16 protein-coding genes are annotated in these 14,263 nt (G+C 68.0%); 9 read left to right on the forward strand and 7 right to left on the reverse strand.

Annotated elements, in window-relative coordinates; translation table 11 throughout:
• Positions 1-49: 49 nt before the first annotated feature.
• Together A9A59_RS00695 and A9A59_RS00700 are read left to right on the forward strand one after the other, a co-directional pair.
• The gene (locus A9A59_RS00695) at positions 50-769 is read left to right on the forward strand and encodes an RsmE family RNA methyltransferase (protein WP_098504759.1); all 720 of its coding nucleotides are present in this window, start codon (positions 50-52) and stop codon (positions 767-769) included.
• 32 nt (positions 770-801) lie between these two features.
• The gene (locus A9A59_RS00700) at positions 802-1,197 is read left to right on the forward strand and encodes a hypothetical protein (protein WP_098502443.1); all 396 of its coding nucleotides are present in this window, start codon (positions 802-804) and stop codon (positions 1,195-1,197) included.
• Between the two features lie 8 nt (positions 1,198-1,205).
• Here A9A59_RS00700 and A9A59_RS00705 read toward each other — a convergent pair whose 3' ends face one another.
• The 3 genes from A9A59_RS00705 to A9A59_RS00715 are packed head-to-tail and all read right to left on the reverse strand — an operon-like array spanning position 1,206 to position 4,756.
• Positions 1,206-2,099, reverse strand: a complete 894-nt coding sequence (locus tag A9A59_RS00705; protein ID WP_098502444.1) for an ABC transporter permease — start codon at positions 2,097-2,099, stop codon at positions 1,206-1,208.
• On the reverse strand, positions 2,099-3,049 hold the full coding sequence (locus A9A59_RS00710) for an ABC transporter permease (protein ID WP_098502445.1): 951 nt from the start codon (positions 3,047-3,049) through the stop codon (positions 2,099-2,101). The genes A9A59_RS00705 and A9A59_RS00710 overlap by 1 nt, the downstream gene beginning before the upstream one ends.
• A gap of 9 nt (positions 3,050-3,058) precedes the next feature.
• Positions 3,059-4,756, reverse strand: a complete 1,698-nt coding sequence (locus A9A59_RS00715; RefSeq protein WP_098502446.1) for an ABC transporter substrate-binding protein — start codon at positions 4,754-4,756, stop codon at positions 3,059-3,061.
• Between the two features lie 348 nt (positions 4,757-5,104).
• Between A9A59_RS00715 and A9A59_RS00720 the strand changes: the two genes are divergently transcribed.
• Positions 5,105-5,791 carry a TetR/AcrR family transcriptional regulator gene (locus A9A59_RS00720; protein ID WP_098502447.1) on the forward strand — a complete coding sequence of 229 codons (687 nt, stop codon included), beginning with the start codon at positions 5,105-5,107 and terminating at the stop codon, positions 5,789-5,791.
• Here the strand turns inward: A9A59_RS00720 and A9A59_RS00725 are convergent, their stop codons facing one another.
• Together A9A59_RS00725 and A9A59_RS00730 are read right to left on the reverse strand one after the other, a co-directional pair.
• On the reverse strand, positions 5,792-6,226 hold the full coding sequence (locus A9A59_RS00725) for a hypothetical protein (RefSeq protein ID WP_098502448.1): 435 nt from the start codon (positions 6,224-6,226) through the stop codon (positions 5,792-5,794).
• Between the two features lie 57 nt (positions 6,227-6,283).
• Positions 6,284-6,832, reverse strand: a complete 549-nt coding sequence (locus A9A59_RS00730; protein ID WP_165772401.1) for a CvpA family protein — start codon at positions 6,830-6,832, stop codon at positions 6,284-6,286.
• A gap of 72 nt (positions 6,833-6,904) precedes the next feature.
• Here A9A59_RS00730 and A9A59_RS13870 point away from each other — a divergent pair, with 72 nt between their 5' ends.
• Positions 6,905-7,093, forward strand: coding sequence for a methytransferase partner Trm112 (locus tag A9A59_RS13870; protein ID WP_165772402.1), 189 nt, complete (start codon positions 6,905-6,907; stop codon positions 7,091-7,093).
• Positions 7,083-7,367 carry a hypothetical protein gene (locus A9A59_RS00735; RefSeq protein WP_098502450.1) on the forward strand — a complete coding sequence of 95 codons (285 nt, stop codon included), beginning with the start codon at positions 7,083-7,085 and terminating at the stop codon, positions 7,365-7,367. The genes A9A59_RS13870 and A9A59_RS00735 overlap by 11 nt, the downstream gene beginning before the upstream one ends.
• 75 nt (positions 7,368-7,442) lie before the next feature.
• Here A9A59_RS00735 and A9A59_RS00740 read toward each other — a convergent pair whose 3' ends face one another.
• Positions 7,443-7,934: an Hsp20/alpha crystallin family protein gene (locus A9A59_RS00740; protein WP_098502451.1), complete on the reverse strand. Its 492-nt coding sequence runs from the start codon at positions 7,932-7,934 to the stop codon at positions 7,443-7,445.
• A 140-nt stretch (positions 7,935-8,074) separates the two neighbouring features.
• On the opposite strand from A9A59_RS00740, the gene A9A59_RS00745 reads away from it, so the two are divergent.
• From A9A59_RS00745 to A9A59_RS00755, 3 genes are all read left to right on the forward strand, one after another.
• Entirely contained in the window at positions 8,075-9,088 is a 1,014-nt protein-coding gene (locus A9A59_RS00745) for a DnaJ C-terminal domain-containing protein (RefSeq protein ID WP_098502452.1), read from the forward strand.
• A gap of 16 nt (positions 9,089-9,104) precedes the next feature.
• Positions 9,105-9,485, forward strand: a complete 381-nt coding sequence (locus A9A59_RS00750) for a heat shock protein transcriptional repressor HspR (protein ID WP_278286741.1) — start codon at positions 9,105-9,107, stop codon at positions 9,483-9,485.
• Positions 9,486-9,587: 102 nt separating this feature from the next.
• On the forward strand, positions 9,588-12,080 hold the full coding sequence (locus A9A59_RS00755) for an ATP-dependent Clp protease ATP-binding subunit (RefSeq protein WP_098504761.1): 2,493 nt from the start codon (positions 9,588-9,590) through the stop codon (positions 12,078-12,080).
• Positions 12,081-12,168: 88 nt separating this feature from the next.
• Here A9A59_RS00755 and A9A59_RS00760 read toward each other — a convergent pair whose 3' ends face one another.
• Positions 12,169-12,894, reverse strand: a complete 726-nt coding sequence (locus A9A59_RS00760; RefSeq protein WP_098502453.1) for a hypothetical protein — start codon at positions 12,892-12,894, stop codon at positions 12,169-12,171.
• 193 nt (positions 12,895-13,087) lie between these two features.
• Here A9A59_RS00760 and A9A59_RS00765 point away from each other — a divergent pair, with 193 nt between their 5' ends.
• Entirely contained in the window at positions 13,088-14,260 is a 1,173-nt protein-coding gene (locus tag A9A59_RS00765) for a serine hydrolase domain-containing protein (protein WP_098502454.1), read from the forward strand.
• Positions 14,261-14,263: the final 3 nt, after the last annotated feature.

Genomic DNA, 14,263 nt, shown 5'->3' on the forward strand with positions numbered 1-14,263 from the left:
TATGGCAAACGGGCACGGGGGCAGCAATGCGCGGTAGGCTAGGTGGGCGATGGCGCACGTTCCGCGGCTGTACATCCGGGGGAAGCTGGAGCCGGGCCGGCTGCTGCTGGAGGGCGAGGCGGCGACCCGGCTGGGCGCCGTGCTGCGGGCGCAGCCGGGGGACGAAGTGCGGCTGTTCGCGGGCGAAGGGCGGGAGTGGCGGGCGGAGGTGCGGGAGACGGCGAGGGGCCGGGTGGCGGTTGAGGTGCTGGGCGTCGTGCGGCAGGAGCCGCCGCCGGAGCCGGTGGTGGAGGCGTGGCTGCCGATCATCCGGGCGCAGCGATTCGAGTGGGCGCTGGAGAAGTGCACGGAGGCGGGGGCCGACATCATCCGGCCGGTAGCGACGGCGTTCGGGCAGCGCGGCGAGGCGCCCTCGGACGGAAAGCGGGAGCGGTGGGAGCGGATCGCCGTCGAGGCGAGCGAGCAGTGCGGGCGGCTGTACGTGCCGGTCATCGAACCGGCTGCCGGGCTGGAGGCGCTGCTGGGAGTGTTCCGGGGTGTGCTGGTTGCGCTCGAGCGGGACGGGCTGCGGCCGGCGGAGCTGGCGCCGCTCCTGCCCGGGCGGGGGCGGCTGGCGGTGGTGTGCGGGCCTGAAGGCGGGTTTTCGCCGGGGGAGCTGGCGCTGCTGCGGGCGAAGGGGGCACTCTTCGCGCGGGCGGGCCCGTATGTGCTGCGGGCGGAGACGGCTGCCGTGGCCGGGGTGGTGCTGGTGCGTTCGCTGGCCTGCTGAGGGTGGCGCGGCCGGGTGGTATCCTCGGGACGATGGCGTGGACGAAGCCGGTTATGGGGATTGGGGCGACGGGGCTGGCGTTTGCCGCGGCGTTCGCGCTGCACGTGGTGGCGGGGGCGCTCGACTGGGCGTGGCTGTTCGGCATTGCGGTGGCGCTGATCTACCTGCTGGCGGCGGGCTTCCCGGCGATCGCGCTCTGGGCGGGCGGGATGCGCTACCGGGAGAGCCGGGAGGCGCGGGTGACGTACACGCTGGGGACGATCATCGGGATGGGGCTGACGCTGGGGGCGCTGTGGGCGACGAACGACCGTTCGTTTGGGGTGTGGACGTTCGTGCTGACGCCGGTGCTGGTGGCGGTAGTGAGCGCGCTGCTGCTGACGCTGCGGGCGTGGCGCGAGGGCGAGTTCGCGCGGGCACAGGCGCGGTAGCTGGGCTTCTACCGGCGGAGGCGGGGGTCCCAGATGTCGCGGAGGGAGTCGCCGAGGAGGTTGGCGCCGAGGACGACGAGGCTGATGGCGATGCCGGGGAAGACGACGACGTGCCAGTAGCCGGTCCGGGCGATGGAGAGGTTCTGGCCGCTCATGTCGCGGCCCCATGAGACGACGTCGGGCCCGAGGCCGAGGAAGGAGAGAGCGGATTCGGCGAGGATGGCGCCGCCGAGGGCGCCGCTCATGATGACGATGACGAGCGGGAGCACGTTGGGGACGACGTGGCGGATGAAGATGCGCCATTCGGAGCAGCCGATGGCGCGGGCGGCTTCGACGTAGGTTTGGCGGGCTTCGATGATGGTGGCGGAGCGGAGGACGCGGTTGCCGCCGAAGAGGGCGCCGATGGCGATGGCGGCGATGATGGCTTCGATGCCGGGGCCGAGTGCGGCGCGGAGCATGAAGTAGAGGACGAGGGAGGGGAAGGCGGCGAAGGCTTCGCCGGAGCGCTGGATGAGGTAATCGAGCCAGCGGCCGTAGTAGCCGCCGAGGATGCCAAGGAAAGCGCCGGAGGCGGCGCCGATGAAGATGGCGGCGGAGGAGATGATGAGCGAGACGCGGGCGCCGGCGATGACGCGGCTGAGCATATCCTGGCCGTTCTGGTTGAGGCCGAAGGGATGCTGCCAGGAGGGGCCTTCGAGGGGGCGGCCGACGCTCAGTGCGTCGGGGTTGTAAGGGGCGAGCTCAGGCCCGAAGAGGCCGGCCAGGACGAAGAGGAGGAGCACGAAGAAGCCGAAGACGCCGGCGGGGTGCTGCTTTGCCGTGCGGCCGAGGCGGCGGAGGGCGCCGGGGCGGCGGTAGACGGGGGAGAAATCGAGCGGGGCGGCAACGGTGGTGGCAGCCATCAGGTGTACTTCACGCGGGGGTCGATGAGGGCGTAGGAGATATCGACGAGCAGATTCATGACCATGACGACGAAGGCGGTGTAGAGGACGAGGGTCTGGATGACCGGGAAATCGCCGGTGACGGAGGAGACGAGGAAGAACTGGCCGAGGCCGTTGATGGAGAAGACCTGTTCGAGGATGAGGGAGCCGAAGAAGAGGGCGGTGATTTGGCTGCCGATGAGGGTGACGATGGGGATGAGGGCGTTGCGGAGGCCGTGGCGGAGGACGACAGCGCTGCCGCCCAGGCCCTTGGCGCGGGCGGTGCGCATGTAATCCTGGCGGAAGACTTCGAGGAGGGAGGAGCGGGTGAGGCGCATCATGGCGGCGGCGCCGCCGATACCGAGGAGGATGGTGGGGGGCAGGTAGAGGCGGAGGTTTTCGAGGGGGTCGCGGGTGATGGGGATGTGGCCGCCGACGGGCGGGGAGTAGTTCCACCAGATGGAGGGGAGGACGATCAGAAGGATGAGGAGGAAGAAGTCGGGAATGGATTGACCGAAGACGGCGAGGAAGCGGAAGGCGTAGTCGACGGGGGAGTTCTGCTTGACGGCAGTGATGACGCCGAAGGTGACGCCGAAGAGGGTGGAGAAGAAGATGGAAAAGACGAGGATCTGGAAGTTGACGGGGAAGCGGCGGACGATTTCGTCCCAGACGGGCTGGCGGGAGCGGAAGGTTTCGCCGAGGTCGCCGCGGGCGACCTGGCCGAGCCAGATGAAGAACTGCTGGACGGCGGGCTTATCGAGGCCGAGCTCGCGGCGGATCTCCTGCTCCTGCTCGAGGGTGGTGTTCTGGTTGACGTAGAGGGTGACCGGGTCGACGGCCCAGGGCATGCGGAGCGTGAAGAACGCCAGCACCGAGACAATCGCCATGATGAGCGGCACGTAGGCGAGCCGCCGCAGGATGTACTGGCGCATGCCGCTCCTCTATTTGTCGATCCAGATTTTTCCGTTGAAGAGGCCGTAGCTGCCGCGGCCGACGACGCGGCCTTTGACGAAGTTCCAGGTTGCGCTGTTGGTGATGGCGATGAAGGTGGGGATGAAGGGTGCGCCCCGTTCCCAGGCCTTGCGCTGGATGTCCTGGACGGCGGCCCTGCGCTGGGCATCGTCGAGGATGGTTTTCTGTTTTTTGACGAGCTCGTCCATTTCGTCGTTGCTGTAGCCGGCCCAGTTGGGGCGGCCGCCGATCTGCCTGGCGTAACCGCCGATGTAGGAGCTGGGGTCGTCGTAGGCGAGGCTGGCGTAGACCATGAAGCCGTCGTACTGGGAGCCGTAGAGGGACTGCTGGAGCCAGCGGCCGAGGTCTTCGCCGACGAGCTTGATTTTGAGGCCGAGGTTTTTCTCGAGCTGGGAGCGAATGATCTGGGCGAACTGCTGGTTGCGGTCGCCGGGGGTGATGTACTTGAGTTCGTACTCTTTGGCGGTATCGAAGGCGGTGGCGGCGAGGAGCTTCTTTGCCTCTGCTGGGTCGTATTTGCCCCAGGTGGCCTTGAGGTCGGCCTCGGGGAGGGCTTCACCGAAGGCTGGCGGGACGGGGCCGCTGATTTTGCCTTCGCCGAAGTTCATGAGGTTGATGAGTTCCTGGCGGTCGATGGCCATGGAGATGGCCTGGATGACGCGGGGGTCGGCCCACTGGCCATCGCCGCGGGGGAGGACGGTCCAGACGGAGCGGGAGTCCTCGGAGTCGATGACGATTTTGTCGCCGTGCTTTTTGACGAGGTCTTCGCGCTCGAGCTTGTTGTTGAGCCCCACGGTGTGGATTTCTTCGGCGGAGAAGGCGGCGAGGGCGGCGGCCTGTTCCTGGATGAGGCGGTATTCCTGTGCGGCGAGGTAGGGTTCGCCGGGGATGCGCCACTTTTCGAAGCGCTTGAGCTTGAAGTTGGCGCCGTTTTCGTGGCTGACGAACTCGAAGCGGCCGCTGCCGATGAGGTCCTTATCCATGAAGGAGGGCTCTTCGGCGATCTCCTCAGGGAGGATGGAGGAGCCGATGGGGCTGCCGCCGTTGGTGGAAGAGAAGGTCCAGGCGTCGACCTGCTTCAGGGTGAATTTGACGGTGGCGTCGTCGATGGCGACGACGTTATCGAGGACCTGGGTCCACCAGGAGGAGTTGGAGATGCGGGTTTGCTGGCGGGCGGACATGTAGGAGGCGGCGACGTCCTGGGCTTTGACGCGGCGGCCGTTGATGGGCGGTTTGTTGTGGAAGTAGGCCTCGCCGATTTTGACGGTGAACTGGAGCGGGTCGGGCTGTTCGATGCTGGTGGCGAGGAAGTTTTCGCGGATGCCGGTATCGAGGGGGGTGTACCAGAGGTGGTCGAAGATGGTGAAGCCCCAGAGGAGGCCGCTATCGAGGCCGCCGTAGGGGCTAATGGTGGCGAAGATGGCGCCCTGGCGGAGCTTGTAGGTGCCGCCCTTTTTGACGACTTCGCCCGGGGTGGTGGGCGTGGGCTGGGTTGGGGTGCCGGGGCGGACGCCGGCGGGCGTCGGCGTCGGTTTGCCGGCGCCGGAATCGTCGTCGTCGCCGCAGCCGGCGAGCGCCCAGGCGGTGGCGCCGAGGCCGGCGGCGGCGGTGGTGCCGAGGAAGCTGCGGCGGCGGAGTTTCCTGGTCCAGTAGTTGTCGCGGTGCATGGTGTCCCTTCCCCCGTGCGTGGCGCCGGCTGCGTCGGCCGGCTTGATGCGTGCCTTGTACTGCCCTTCATAGGCGCCGTCAATAGCGCCTATTTGCCAACGGTACGTGTTTGGGGGTGAGCGGGATTGCCGTCCGCTCGCCCGCGAGGGTGGTTCGGGGTGTTCCGGGGGGTGTGCAGGCGCCCCTACAAAGCCTGCACACCGCACCCGGGCCCGCTTCGGACCACGCGCCCAACCCGACAGCAAAGATTAGACGCGTGTGTTTATCCGAAGGCGCGCAAGATATCGCGGGAGTGGTAGAGTTGTCAACGGCCGCCGTGCGAGAATCTGGGCGACGCCGGGGACGTGATGGGCGACGAGTTTGGACTGCGAGGTTACCGGGTGCAGGACCCGGCGCGAGCTGAGGCCCGCCGCCGCGAGATCATGCGGGCGATGGCGGAGGTCGTGCTGGAGAAGGGACTGCCGGATGCGACGCTGGAGGACGTGGCGGCGAAGATGGGGACGAGCCGGGCCGTCATCTATTACCAGTTCCGGAGCAAGGAGGACCTCTGGGTGGAGGTGGCGGTGGAGGCGGTGCGGACCGCTGAGCGGCGGCTGCGGGCGATTATCGAGCGGGCGCCGGGGCCGGAAGCGGCGCTGTTCAATGCGCTGCGGGACCTGCTCATCATGGGCGAGCACCACACGATTGTGCGGGCGAGCTACGTCGGGGGGCGCTCGCGGAATCTTTCGCCGGAGGGGCGCGAGCGGGTGCGGGAGGCGGACCGGGATTACGAGCACGCGCTGATGGACGTGGTGACGTGGGGCATCAACGAGGGGGTGTTCATTCCGCGTGACGCGCGGCTGGTGGCCTACACGCTGATGTTCGCGACGAACAACAATTTCAGCTGGCGGCGGCCGGGCGGGCCGCTGACGTTCGAGTACATCCTGGCGGAGCTGCCGCCGATGCTGCTGAATACGGTGCTGCGGGAGCCGCGGGTGTTCGAACCGCACGGGGCGCACCCGCTGCCGCCGATTATCGAGCTGGGGGAGCTGTAGTCAGCGGCCGCGGGTTGCTTCTTCGAAGAGGAGGAGGCGGCTGCGGACGGCATCCTGGAGGCGGTCGAACTCGTCGCGGCCGAGTGCGAGGGCGGTTTCGCGGGCGGAGAGCCGCTCGAGGCGGGCGTACTGGAGGTCGCTCATCGCGGGCTCAGCCTCCCAGGCGCGCCAGTTGGAGCCGCGGACCTTGAGCCAGTCGTCGAGGAGCGGCTGGAGGCCTTTGAGGGCTTCGACGTAGCGGGCGCGGGCGTTGCGGGCGCCTTCGAGGACCTGGGGGTCAGCGGGGCTGGCGAAGGCGGCATCGATGGCGGCGAGGAGGTCGCGCATGAGGGGGATGAGCAGCTCTGCGGTGGATTCGAAGTACTCGAGCTCGCGGTCGTAGGCATCGAGCAGGGCGTCGATTTCGCGGGCGATGGCGTCGGCGGCCGGTTCCACGTTGACAGTATGGCAGAGGGGCTGGTGCCTGCGCTGCGAGGGCAGTCACCCGGGGGCTCAGGGGGCGGGGGCAGGGGTGGGGCCGGGGCGGTCGAGGGCGTCGGCGGCGTTGCGGAAGAGGTCGACGCCGGTTTCGAAGGTCTTCGGGAGGAAGGCGAGGGTCAGGGGGGCGCCGTCGAGCAGGGCGGTGGCCACGCGGGATTCCTGGATTTCGCTGCGGACGTCGGGGCTGGGGTAGCGGACGAGGACGATGAGGATGGCCTGGATGACGAGGGCGGCTTTGAGGAAGCCGAAAGCGGCGCCGGCGAGGCGGTCGAGGCCGCCGAGGTTGAGCATCTCGGCGGTGCGCCTGAGGAGATGGGCGACGACGTTCCCGCCTATGATGACGCCGGCCATGATGGAGAGGAAGGAGATGACGGCGGAGAGGTCTTCGTTATCGAGGATCGGGTCGACCTTGGGGAACATGCGGGAGTAGAGGGCGCCGGCGATGGGGATGGCGAGGATGACCGAGACGAGGACCACGAGTTCGCGGATGAAGCCGCTGGCGTAGGCGCGCCAGGCGGAGATGCCGACGACGCCGAGAATGAGGAGGTCGAGCCAGTTCACGGCGGGTATGGTGGGGGACTGCGGCGGAATGCGCCAAGGCGCACAGGGGCGTGCCGCGCTAGGATGATGGGGATGGAACCGGTTCTGCTTGAGATTTTGTGCTGTCCGCTGTGCAAGGGGGAGCTCGAACTGCGCGATGCCGAGGAGCGGGAGGGGGAGGTCGTGGCGGGGGCGCTGATTTGCACGTCGTGCGGGGAACGCTACCCAATCGAGGACGGCATTCCGAACATGCTTCCGCCGGATCAGCGGCATGGCGGCTGACCTGCCGGCCGGGCCGGCTGCCGGGGCGACGGATACGCACGGGCACGAGCGTGAGCCGTGGTTGACGCTGGGGCCGGCTCCGCTGCTCTGGCGGGGGGCCGGGCTGGCGCTGCTTGGCCTTGGCCTGGGGCTTGGTGCGGTGCAGCTCCTGCGCTGGTCGGTGCTGCTGCTGCCTGCGAGCCTTGTGCTCGGCGGGGGTGCGGTGCTGGCGGCGTGGGCGGCGGCGATCCACATCACGGGCGGCGAGCGGTTCGACGACGGCGGCTGTGACTGACCAGGCGGAGGAATAGCAGCGGCCCCGGTCAGGTAACCGGGGCCGCTGTGCTGGTTCCCCTCGAATCGCTGGCGGTCAGTTGTTGGAGACCGTCTGCCCTTCGACGACGCCCTGCGGGGTGATCTTGATCGAGCGAGCGCGGGCTTCAGGCTTCTTCGGGAGCACGAGGCGGAGCATGCCGTGCTCGAAGGAGGCGGAGGCCTTCTCGGCATCGACCGTGGGCGGGAGGCGGAGCTGCCGCTGGAAGCTGCCGTAGCGGATCTCGCGGCGGAGGTAATTCTCCTCGTTGGCCTCTTCCTTGTGGCTGAACTCGCCCTTGATGGTGAGGACGTCGTCCTCAACGGAGATGTCGACGTCCTTGGGGTCGACGCCGGGGATAGCGGCCTTGATGACGTAGCTATCGGGCTGCTCGATCACGTCGAGGGCGAGGGTGATGGGGCCGAGGTCTTCACTGCCGTTGCGGAAGGCCGGGAAGCGGCCGAAGGACTGCTCGAAGAGGCGGTCCATGAGGTTCCGCATGGCAGCGATTTCCGCGGCGGGGTCCCAGCGAGTGAGTGCGTTAGCCATCGGTGCACCTCCCTGGCTGTGGTGGTTTCGGCCTCATTGTGGCGAGGGCGCGAGACGTTGTCAAGTGGTCTGACAATGTCTTTGTAAGAATCTTCGCAAAGATGTTGCGCAGGGAAGTGCCGCCGGGGTATGCTACGGGCATGGCAAAGGACTTCTACGAGGTGCTTGGCGTCAGCCGGACGGCCAGCGAGAAGGAGATCAAGGCGGCCTACCGGAAGCTTGCCCGGAAGTACCACCCGGACGTGAACCCGGGCGACAAGGCGGCGGAGGCGCGCTTCAAGGAGATCAACCAGGCGTACGAGGTCCTTTCCGACCCGGAGAAGCGGAAGAAGTACGACCGCTGGGGCGACCAGTGGGAGCTGGCCGACCAGTTCGAGGCGGCGGGGGCGCGGCCGGGCGGGGGGAATCCCTTCGCGCGGGGCGGGAGCCCATTCGGCCGGGAGGACGGTGCTGGGGACCCGTTCAGCGATTTCGGGTCGATTTTCGAGACGCTGTTCCGGCGGGAGCGCGGTGGTCCGCGCGGGATGGGCGGGAGCCGCCGCGGACAGGATGTGGAAACCCCGGTGGAGATCACCCTCGAGGAGGCGTTCCACGGGACGACCCGGACGCTGAACCTGCAGACGCCGGACGTGTGCCGCACCTGCGGCGGCACCGGCGAGATTGCGGGTGCGCTCTGCCATGCCTGCGAGGGCATGGGCACGACGATGAAGGTGCGGCGGCTGGAGGTGCGGATTCCGCCGGGCGTGAAGACGGGGTCGCGGGTGCGGATTGCCGGCGAGGGCCGGCCCGGCATTGGGAATGGCGCGCCGGGCGACCTCTACCTGCTGGTGACCGTGCTGCCGCATGCGCGCTTCGAACGGAAGGGCGATGACCTGGTGACCGAGGTCGACGTGCCGGTGGTCGATGCGGTGCTCGGCGGCGAAGTGATGGTCCAGACGATCGACGGCCGGGTGGCGCTGCGCATTCCTGAGCTGACGCAGAACGGGCGGCAGTTCCGCCTTTCGGGAAAAGGGATGCCGGTGCTCGGGCAGGCGGGCAAACGGGGCGACCTGTACGTGAAGGTGCGGGTTCTGCTGCCGGACCACCTGACGGCCGAGGAGCGGAAGCACTGGGAGGCGCTCCGCGAGCTGCGCGGGGCGGCGGCCCGGCGCTGAGGAAAGGAGGTGACGGATGGCACAGTACGACGAGATGGACGGCCGGAATGCCCCGCTGGACGTCGATGACGACGAGCCGATGTACGTCATCTCCATCGCGGCGCGGCTGGTGGGAATGCACCAGCAGACGCTGCGGTATTACGAGAAGGTGGGGCTCATCCGTCCGAAGCGGACGGAGGGGAACATCCGCATGTATTCGAATGCCGACATCCAGCGGATCAAGACGGCGCAGCGGCTGATCGATGAGCTGGGCGTCAACCTTGCGGGGGTCGACATCATTTTGCGGATGAATGAGCAGATCCGGCGGCTGCAGGCGGAGCTGGAGGCGACACGGGCGGAGCTGAACCGCCTCCGGGCGACGCGGCTGCCGGCACCGTACCAGGGCGGCGGGATGTAACCGCCGTCGCAGGCATCGGCGGACGTGGGACCAGGGAACACGAACGAGCGGCGCCCCGGCACCCTGGGAATTCGAGCGAAACGTAAGGAGTAAGGAACGATGATGCGACAGGACAGATTCACGGAGCAGGCGCAGGAGGTGCTGGCGGCCTCGCAGGAGCTGGTGCGGCAGAAGCGAAACAGCCAGTGGTCGGTGCCGCATGTGCTGTGGGCGCTGGTGAACCACAAGGGCGGGCTTGCCGAGCAGGTGCTGCTCAAGCTGAACGTTGATATGCGCCGGCTGAAGGAGCGGGTAGCGAAGGCGCTCGACCAGCTGCCGACGCTGGCCTACGACGTGGTGCAGATTTACACGACGCCGGAAGTGGTGCGGATGCTGGAGGTGGCGAACGCCGAGGCGGAGCGGCTGAAGGACGAGTACGTCGGCGTGGAGCACCTGCTGATTGCGATCGCGGACAACGAAGAGAGCGGCGCCACGCGGCTGCTTGCGGAATTCGGCGTCACGAAGGAAGGCATCTACCGGGCGCTGCAGGAGATCCGGGGGAAGCAGCGGGTGACGAGCCAGACGGCGGAGAGCCGGTACCAGTCGCTGGAGAAGTACTCCATCGACCTGACGGAGCTGGCGCGGCAGGGGAAGCTCGACCCGGTGATCGGGCGCGAAGCGGAGATTCGCCGGGTGATGCAGATTTTGAACCGGCGGACGAAGAACAACCCGGTGCTCATCGGCGAGGCGGGCGTCGGGAAGACGGCGATCGTCGAAGGGCTGGCACAGAAGATTGTGGCCGGCGATGTGCCGGAGAACCTGCAGGGGAAGCGGCTGCTTTCGCTGGACATGGGCGCGCTGGTGGCCGGTTCGAAGTTCCGCGGGGAGTTCGAAGAGCGGCTGAAGGCGGTGATGGACGAGGTGAAGCAGGCCGAGGGGCAGGTGATCCTGTTCATCGACGAGCTGCACACCGTGATGGGCGCGGGCGGCGCGGAAGGCGCCATCGATGCTTCGAACCTGATGAAGCCGGCGCTGGCGCGGGGCGAGCTGCACGTGATCGGCGCAACGACGCTGGACGAGTACCGGGAGCGGATCGAGAAGGACCCGGCCCTGGAGCGGCGGTTTGCCCCGGTATTCGTGGAGGAGCCGAGCGTTGAGGACACGATCGCGATCTTGAAGGGGCTCCGGCCGAAGTACGAGGCGCACCACAAGGTGGAGATCACCGACGACGCGATCGAGGCAGCGGCGAAGCTCTCGGCGCGGTACCTGACGGAGCGGAAGCTGCCGGACAAGGCGATCGACCTGATCGACGAGGCGGCGAGCAAGCACGTGATCGAGGCGCAATCGCTCCCGGATGACCTGCGGCAGCTGCAGGAGGAGCTGGAGGAGCTTGCGATGGAGACCGAGGCGGCGGTGCAGCGGGAGGACTACGAGGCTGCGGCGCGGATCAAGCAGCGAATCCTGCAGCTGCAGGATGAGTACCAGCGCCGGAAGGCGGCGTGGGAGCGGGAGCACCCCGAGGTGGACCGCCGGGTGACGGCGGAGGATATCGCGAGGCTGATCTCCGACATCACGGGCATCCCGGTCTCGAAGCTGGGGGAGACCGAGCAGGAGAAGCTGCTGCACCTGGAGGAGCACCTGCACCAGCGGGTCATCGGGCAGGACCGGGCGATCAAGGCGGTTGCCGATGCGATCCGCCGGGCGCGGGCCGGGCTGAAGGACCCGAAGCGGCCGATTGGTTCGTTCATCTTCCTTGGGCCCACGGGCGTCGGGAAGACGGAGCTGGCGAAGGCGCTGGCCGAGTACCTGTTCGACAGCGAAGACGCGATGGTCCGGATCGACATGTCGGAGTACCAGGAGCGGCACTCCGTGAGCCGGCTGATCGGCGCCCCGCCGGGGTACGTGGGGTACGAGGAAGGCGGCGCGCTGACGGAGGCGGTCCGGCGGCGGCCGTACCGGGTGATCCTGTTCGACGAGATCGAGAAGGCGCACCCGGACGTCTTCAACACGCTGCTGCAGGTGCTCGATGACGGCCGGCTGACGGACGGCCAGGGCCGGACGGTGGACTTCCGGAACACGGTCATCATTATGACGAGCAACCTGGGCACGAGCGCCCAGGAGCGGGCGACGTTCGGGTTCACGGTGCGGACCGACGGGATGACCGAGCAGGAGATCCTGCAGGGTTCGGTGGAGAAGGCGCTGCGGGAGCACTTCCGACCGGAGTTCCTAAACCGGATCGACGAGATCATCGTGTTCGAGCCGCTCACCCAGGAGCAGCTGACGCAGATTGTTGACCTGCTGGCGAACGAGGTCCGCAAGCGGCTGGCGGAGCGGAAGATCGATTTCGAGCTGACGCCTGCGGCGAAGGCGGAGCTGGTGCGCGAGGGATACGACCCGGTCTACGGCGCGCGGCCGCTGCGGCGGACGGTGCAGCGCCGGATCGAGAACGAGCTGGCGCGGCGAATCCTCGCCGGCGAGTTCCACGAGGGCCAGAAGGTCACTGTCGACTTCGTCGACGGCGAGTTCCGGTTCTCGGCGGTGGACGCTGCCCCGGCGGGTGCCGGGGGCGGCCCCGACGGGGAGATCGTTGAGGGCGAGGTGATCGAAGCGGTCTGAGCGCCGCGACACACAGCGCAACCTTAAGGGCGGGGGTTCCCTTACCGGGAGCCCCCGCCCTGTGCTGCCGGTGCCAGCCCGGCCGGGCCTACTGGACGGGGAAGGGCGGCTCGAAGAGCTTGCTGTCGACCCTGCCGGAGTAGTCGGTGAGCGTGAATGACAGCCCGCTCGACGATTCTTCGAGCAGGGTCATCACCTTTTCTTTCTTGGCGATGCACAGCGTTACTGCGGTGCTGGCGTCGCTGGACTGCCAGCAGGAGGAGTCGAGACCGGCGATCTTGCGGTCGTCGAGCTTTTTGAAGCTGACGCTGTCCTCGGCCCCGAGGTCATCGAGGCGGCCGCGGAAGTCGAAATCGGCGAGGGAAGGGTCGGGCGCCTGGCGCTGGCAGAAGCCGGTCTGGCCGACCTTGAAGCAGGTGAAGCTGTCTTTCTCGGTGTTGATGATGATGAACTCGCCTTCGGCGGAGTTGAGGGCGATCCGGCTGTTCTTGCCATCCTGGGCGAGGGAGAACGTCCCCTTGATGCCGGGCTGGGCCAGTTCGTAGGTGGCGGTGAAGGTAGCCTTTGCGGCGTCGGCGGCGAGTTTCGCGAGGTCATCGGGGATGGCGCCGGAGGAGCCGGACGCGCTGGTAGGGGAGGCCGAGCCCCCGGGGGTCGCTGCGGGCGATGCCGCCGGCGAGCCGGCGGTTTCGGTGGGGGAGCCGGAGGAGGCTCCGGAGCCGGCGTCGCTGTCGGAGTCATTGCCGCCACAGGCCGCAAGGATTGCCCCGGCCGCAAGACCTGCGGCGGCCAGGAGGATGAGGCGCCTGTTCATGTTGGTGTCCCTGCCGGGCGGCGTGGATTGCGCTGGCGCGGAGCCGCCAGGGGCATTGTCGCGCGGGGCACGTAATGAGAAAGTTGGCACGGTGCAAACCTGCTGTTTTGGGCTGGTCGGTTGCGCCGTGGCAGTTTCGAAGCGCGTTCGCGGGGCGTAGAGTTCGCAGCATCGACTGACTCTGGAGACGGGAATGAACGAGGAGTTGAACGAGAAAGTCCGGGGGCTGCTGCTGGACCAGATTGCGCGGGGGACGCAGCTGGGGACGCAGGTCTGCGCGTACCTTGGCGGGGAGAAGATCGTGGATACGTGGGCGGGGCAGATGGGCCCGAACGACCCGCGGCCGGTGGGGCCAGACACGCTGTTCAGCAGCTTTTCGACGACGAAGGGGGTGGCGGCGACGGCGCTCCACATCCTCGCGGACCGGGGGATCATCGAGTACGAGCAGCCGGTCGCGCGCTACTGGGAGGAGTTCGGGCAGAAGGGGAAGGCGCGGGTGACGGTGGCGCAGGCGATGAGCCACCACGCCGGGCTGCACGCGATGCCGATGGACCCCGCAGCGGCCGCACCGCTGCTGGAATGGGAGAACGGGCTGCGCTACATCGCGGAGGGGGAACCGGCGTGGGAGCCGGGCACGGAGACGGGCTACCACGCGATTACGTTCAGCTGGATTGCGGGCGGGATCATCCAGCACGCGGACGGGCGGCACATCCAGCAGGTGCTGGAAGAGGAGATCGTGCGGCCGCTCGGGCTCGAGGGGGAGATGTACATCGGCATCCCGGAGGGTGTGGAAGAGCGGCTGGCGACGCTCCAGACGGCGCAGGAGCAGGCGGCGGAGCAGGGCCAGCGGGCGCAGACGCGGGCGGCGATGTTCCAGCTTCCGCCGGACCATGATTTCTTCAAGGCGATGCCGCCGAACCTGGGCTGGAACTTCAACGACATGCGGGTGCGGCGGGCCTGCCTGCCGGCGGCGAACGGGCATTTCACGGCGCGGGCGCTGGCGAAGATGTATGCGGCGCTGGCGAACGGCGGGGCAGTGGATGGGGTGCGGCTGGTTTCGAAGGAGCGGATCGGCCTGATGAGCGCGATCCAGACGGAAGCGCCGGACCGGGTGCTGGTGATGCCGATGGTGAAGAGCATCGGCTTCTTCAACGGGGGCGTGCTGATGGGCCAGCACGGTGCGATGGGGCCGCGGAAGACGGCGTTCGGGCACCCGGGCGCGGGCGGTTCGATTGCGTTTGCGGACCCGGAGGTTGGGCTGGCCGTTGCGGTCACGATCAACAAGATGCAGACGACGCTGCAGGCGGAGGGGCCGACGTTCGAGATCTGCGAGCTGATCCGCACGGAGCTGGGGCTCAACCGCTGAGGG

It is taken from the genome of Tepidiforma thermophila (assembly GCF_002563855.1).
GTDB classification, from domain to species: Bacteria; Chloroflexota; Dehalococcoidia; order Tepidiformales; family Tepidiformaceae; genus Tepidiforma; species Tepidiforma thermophila.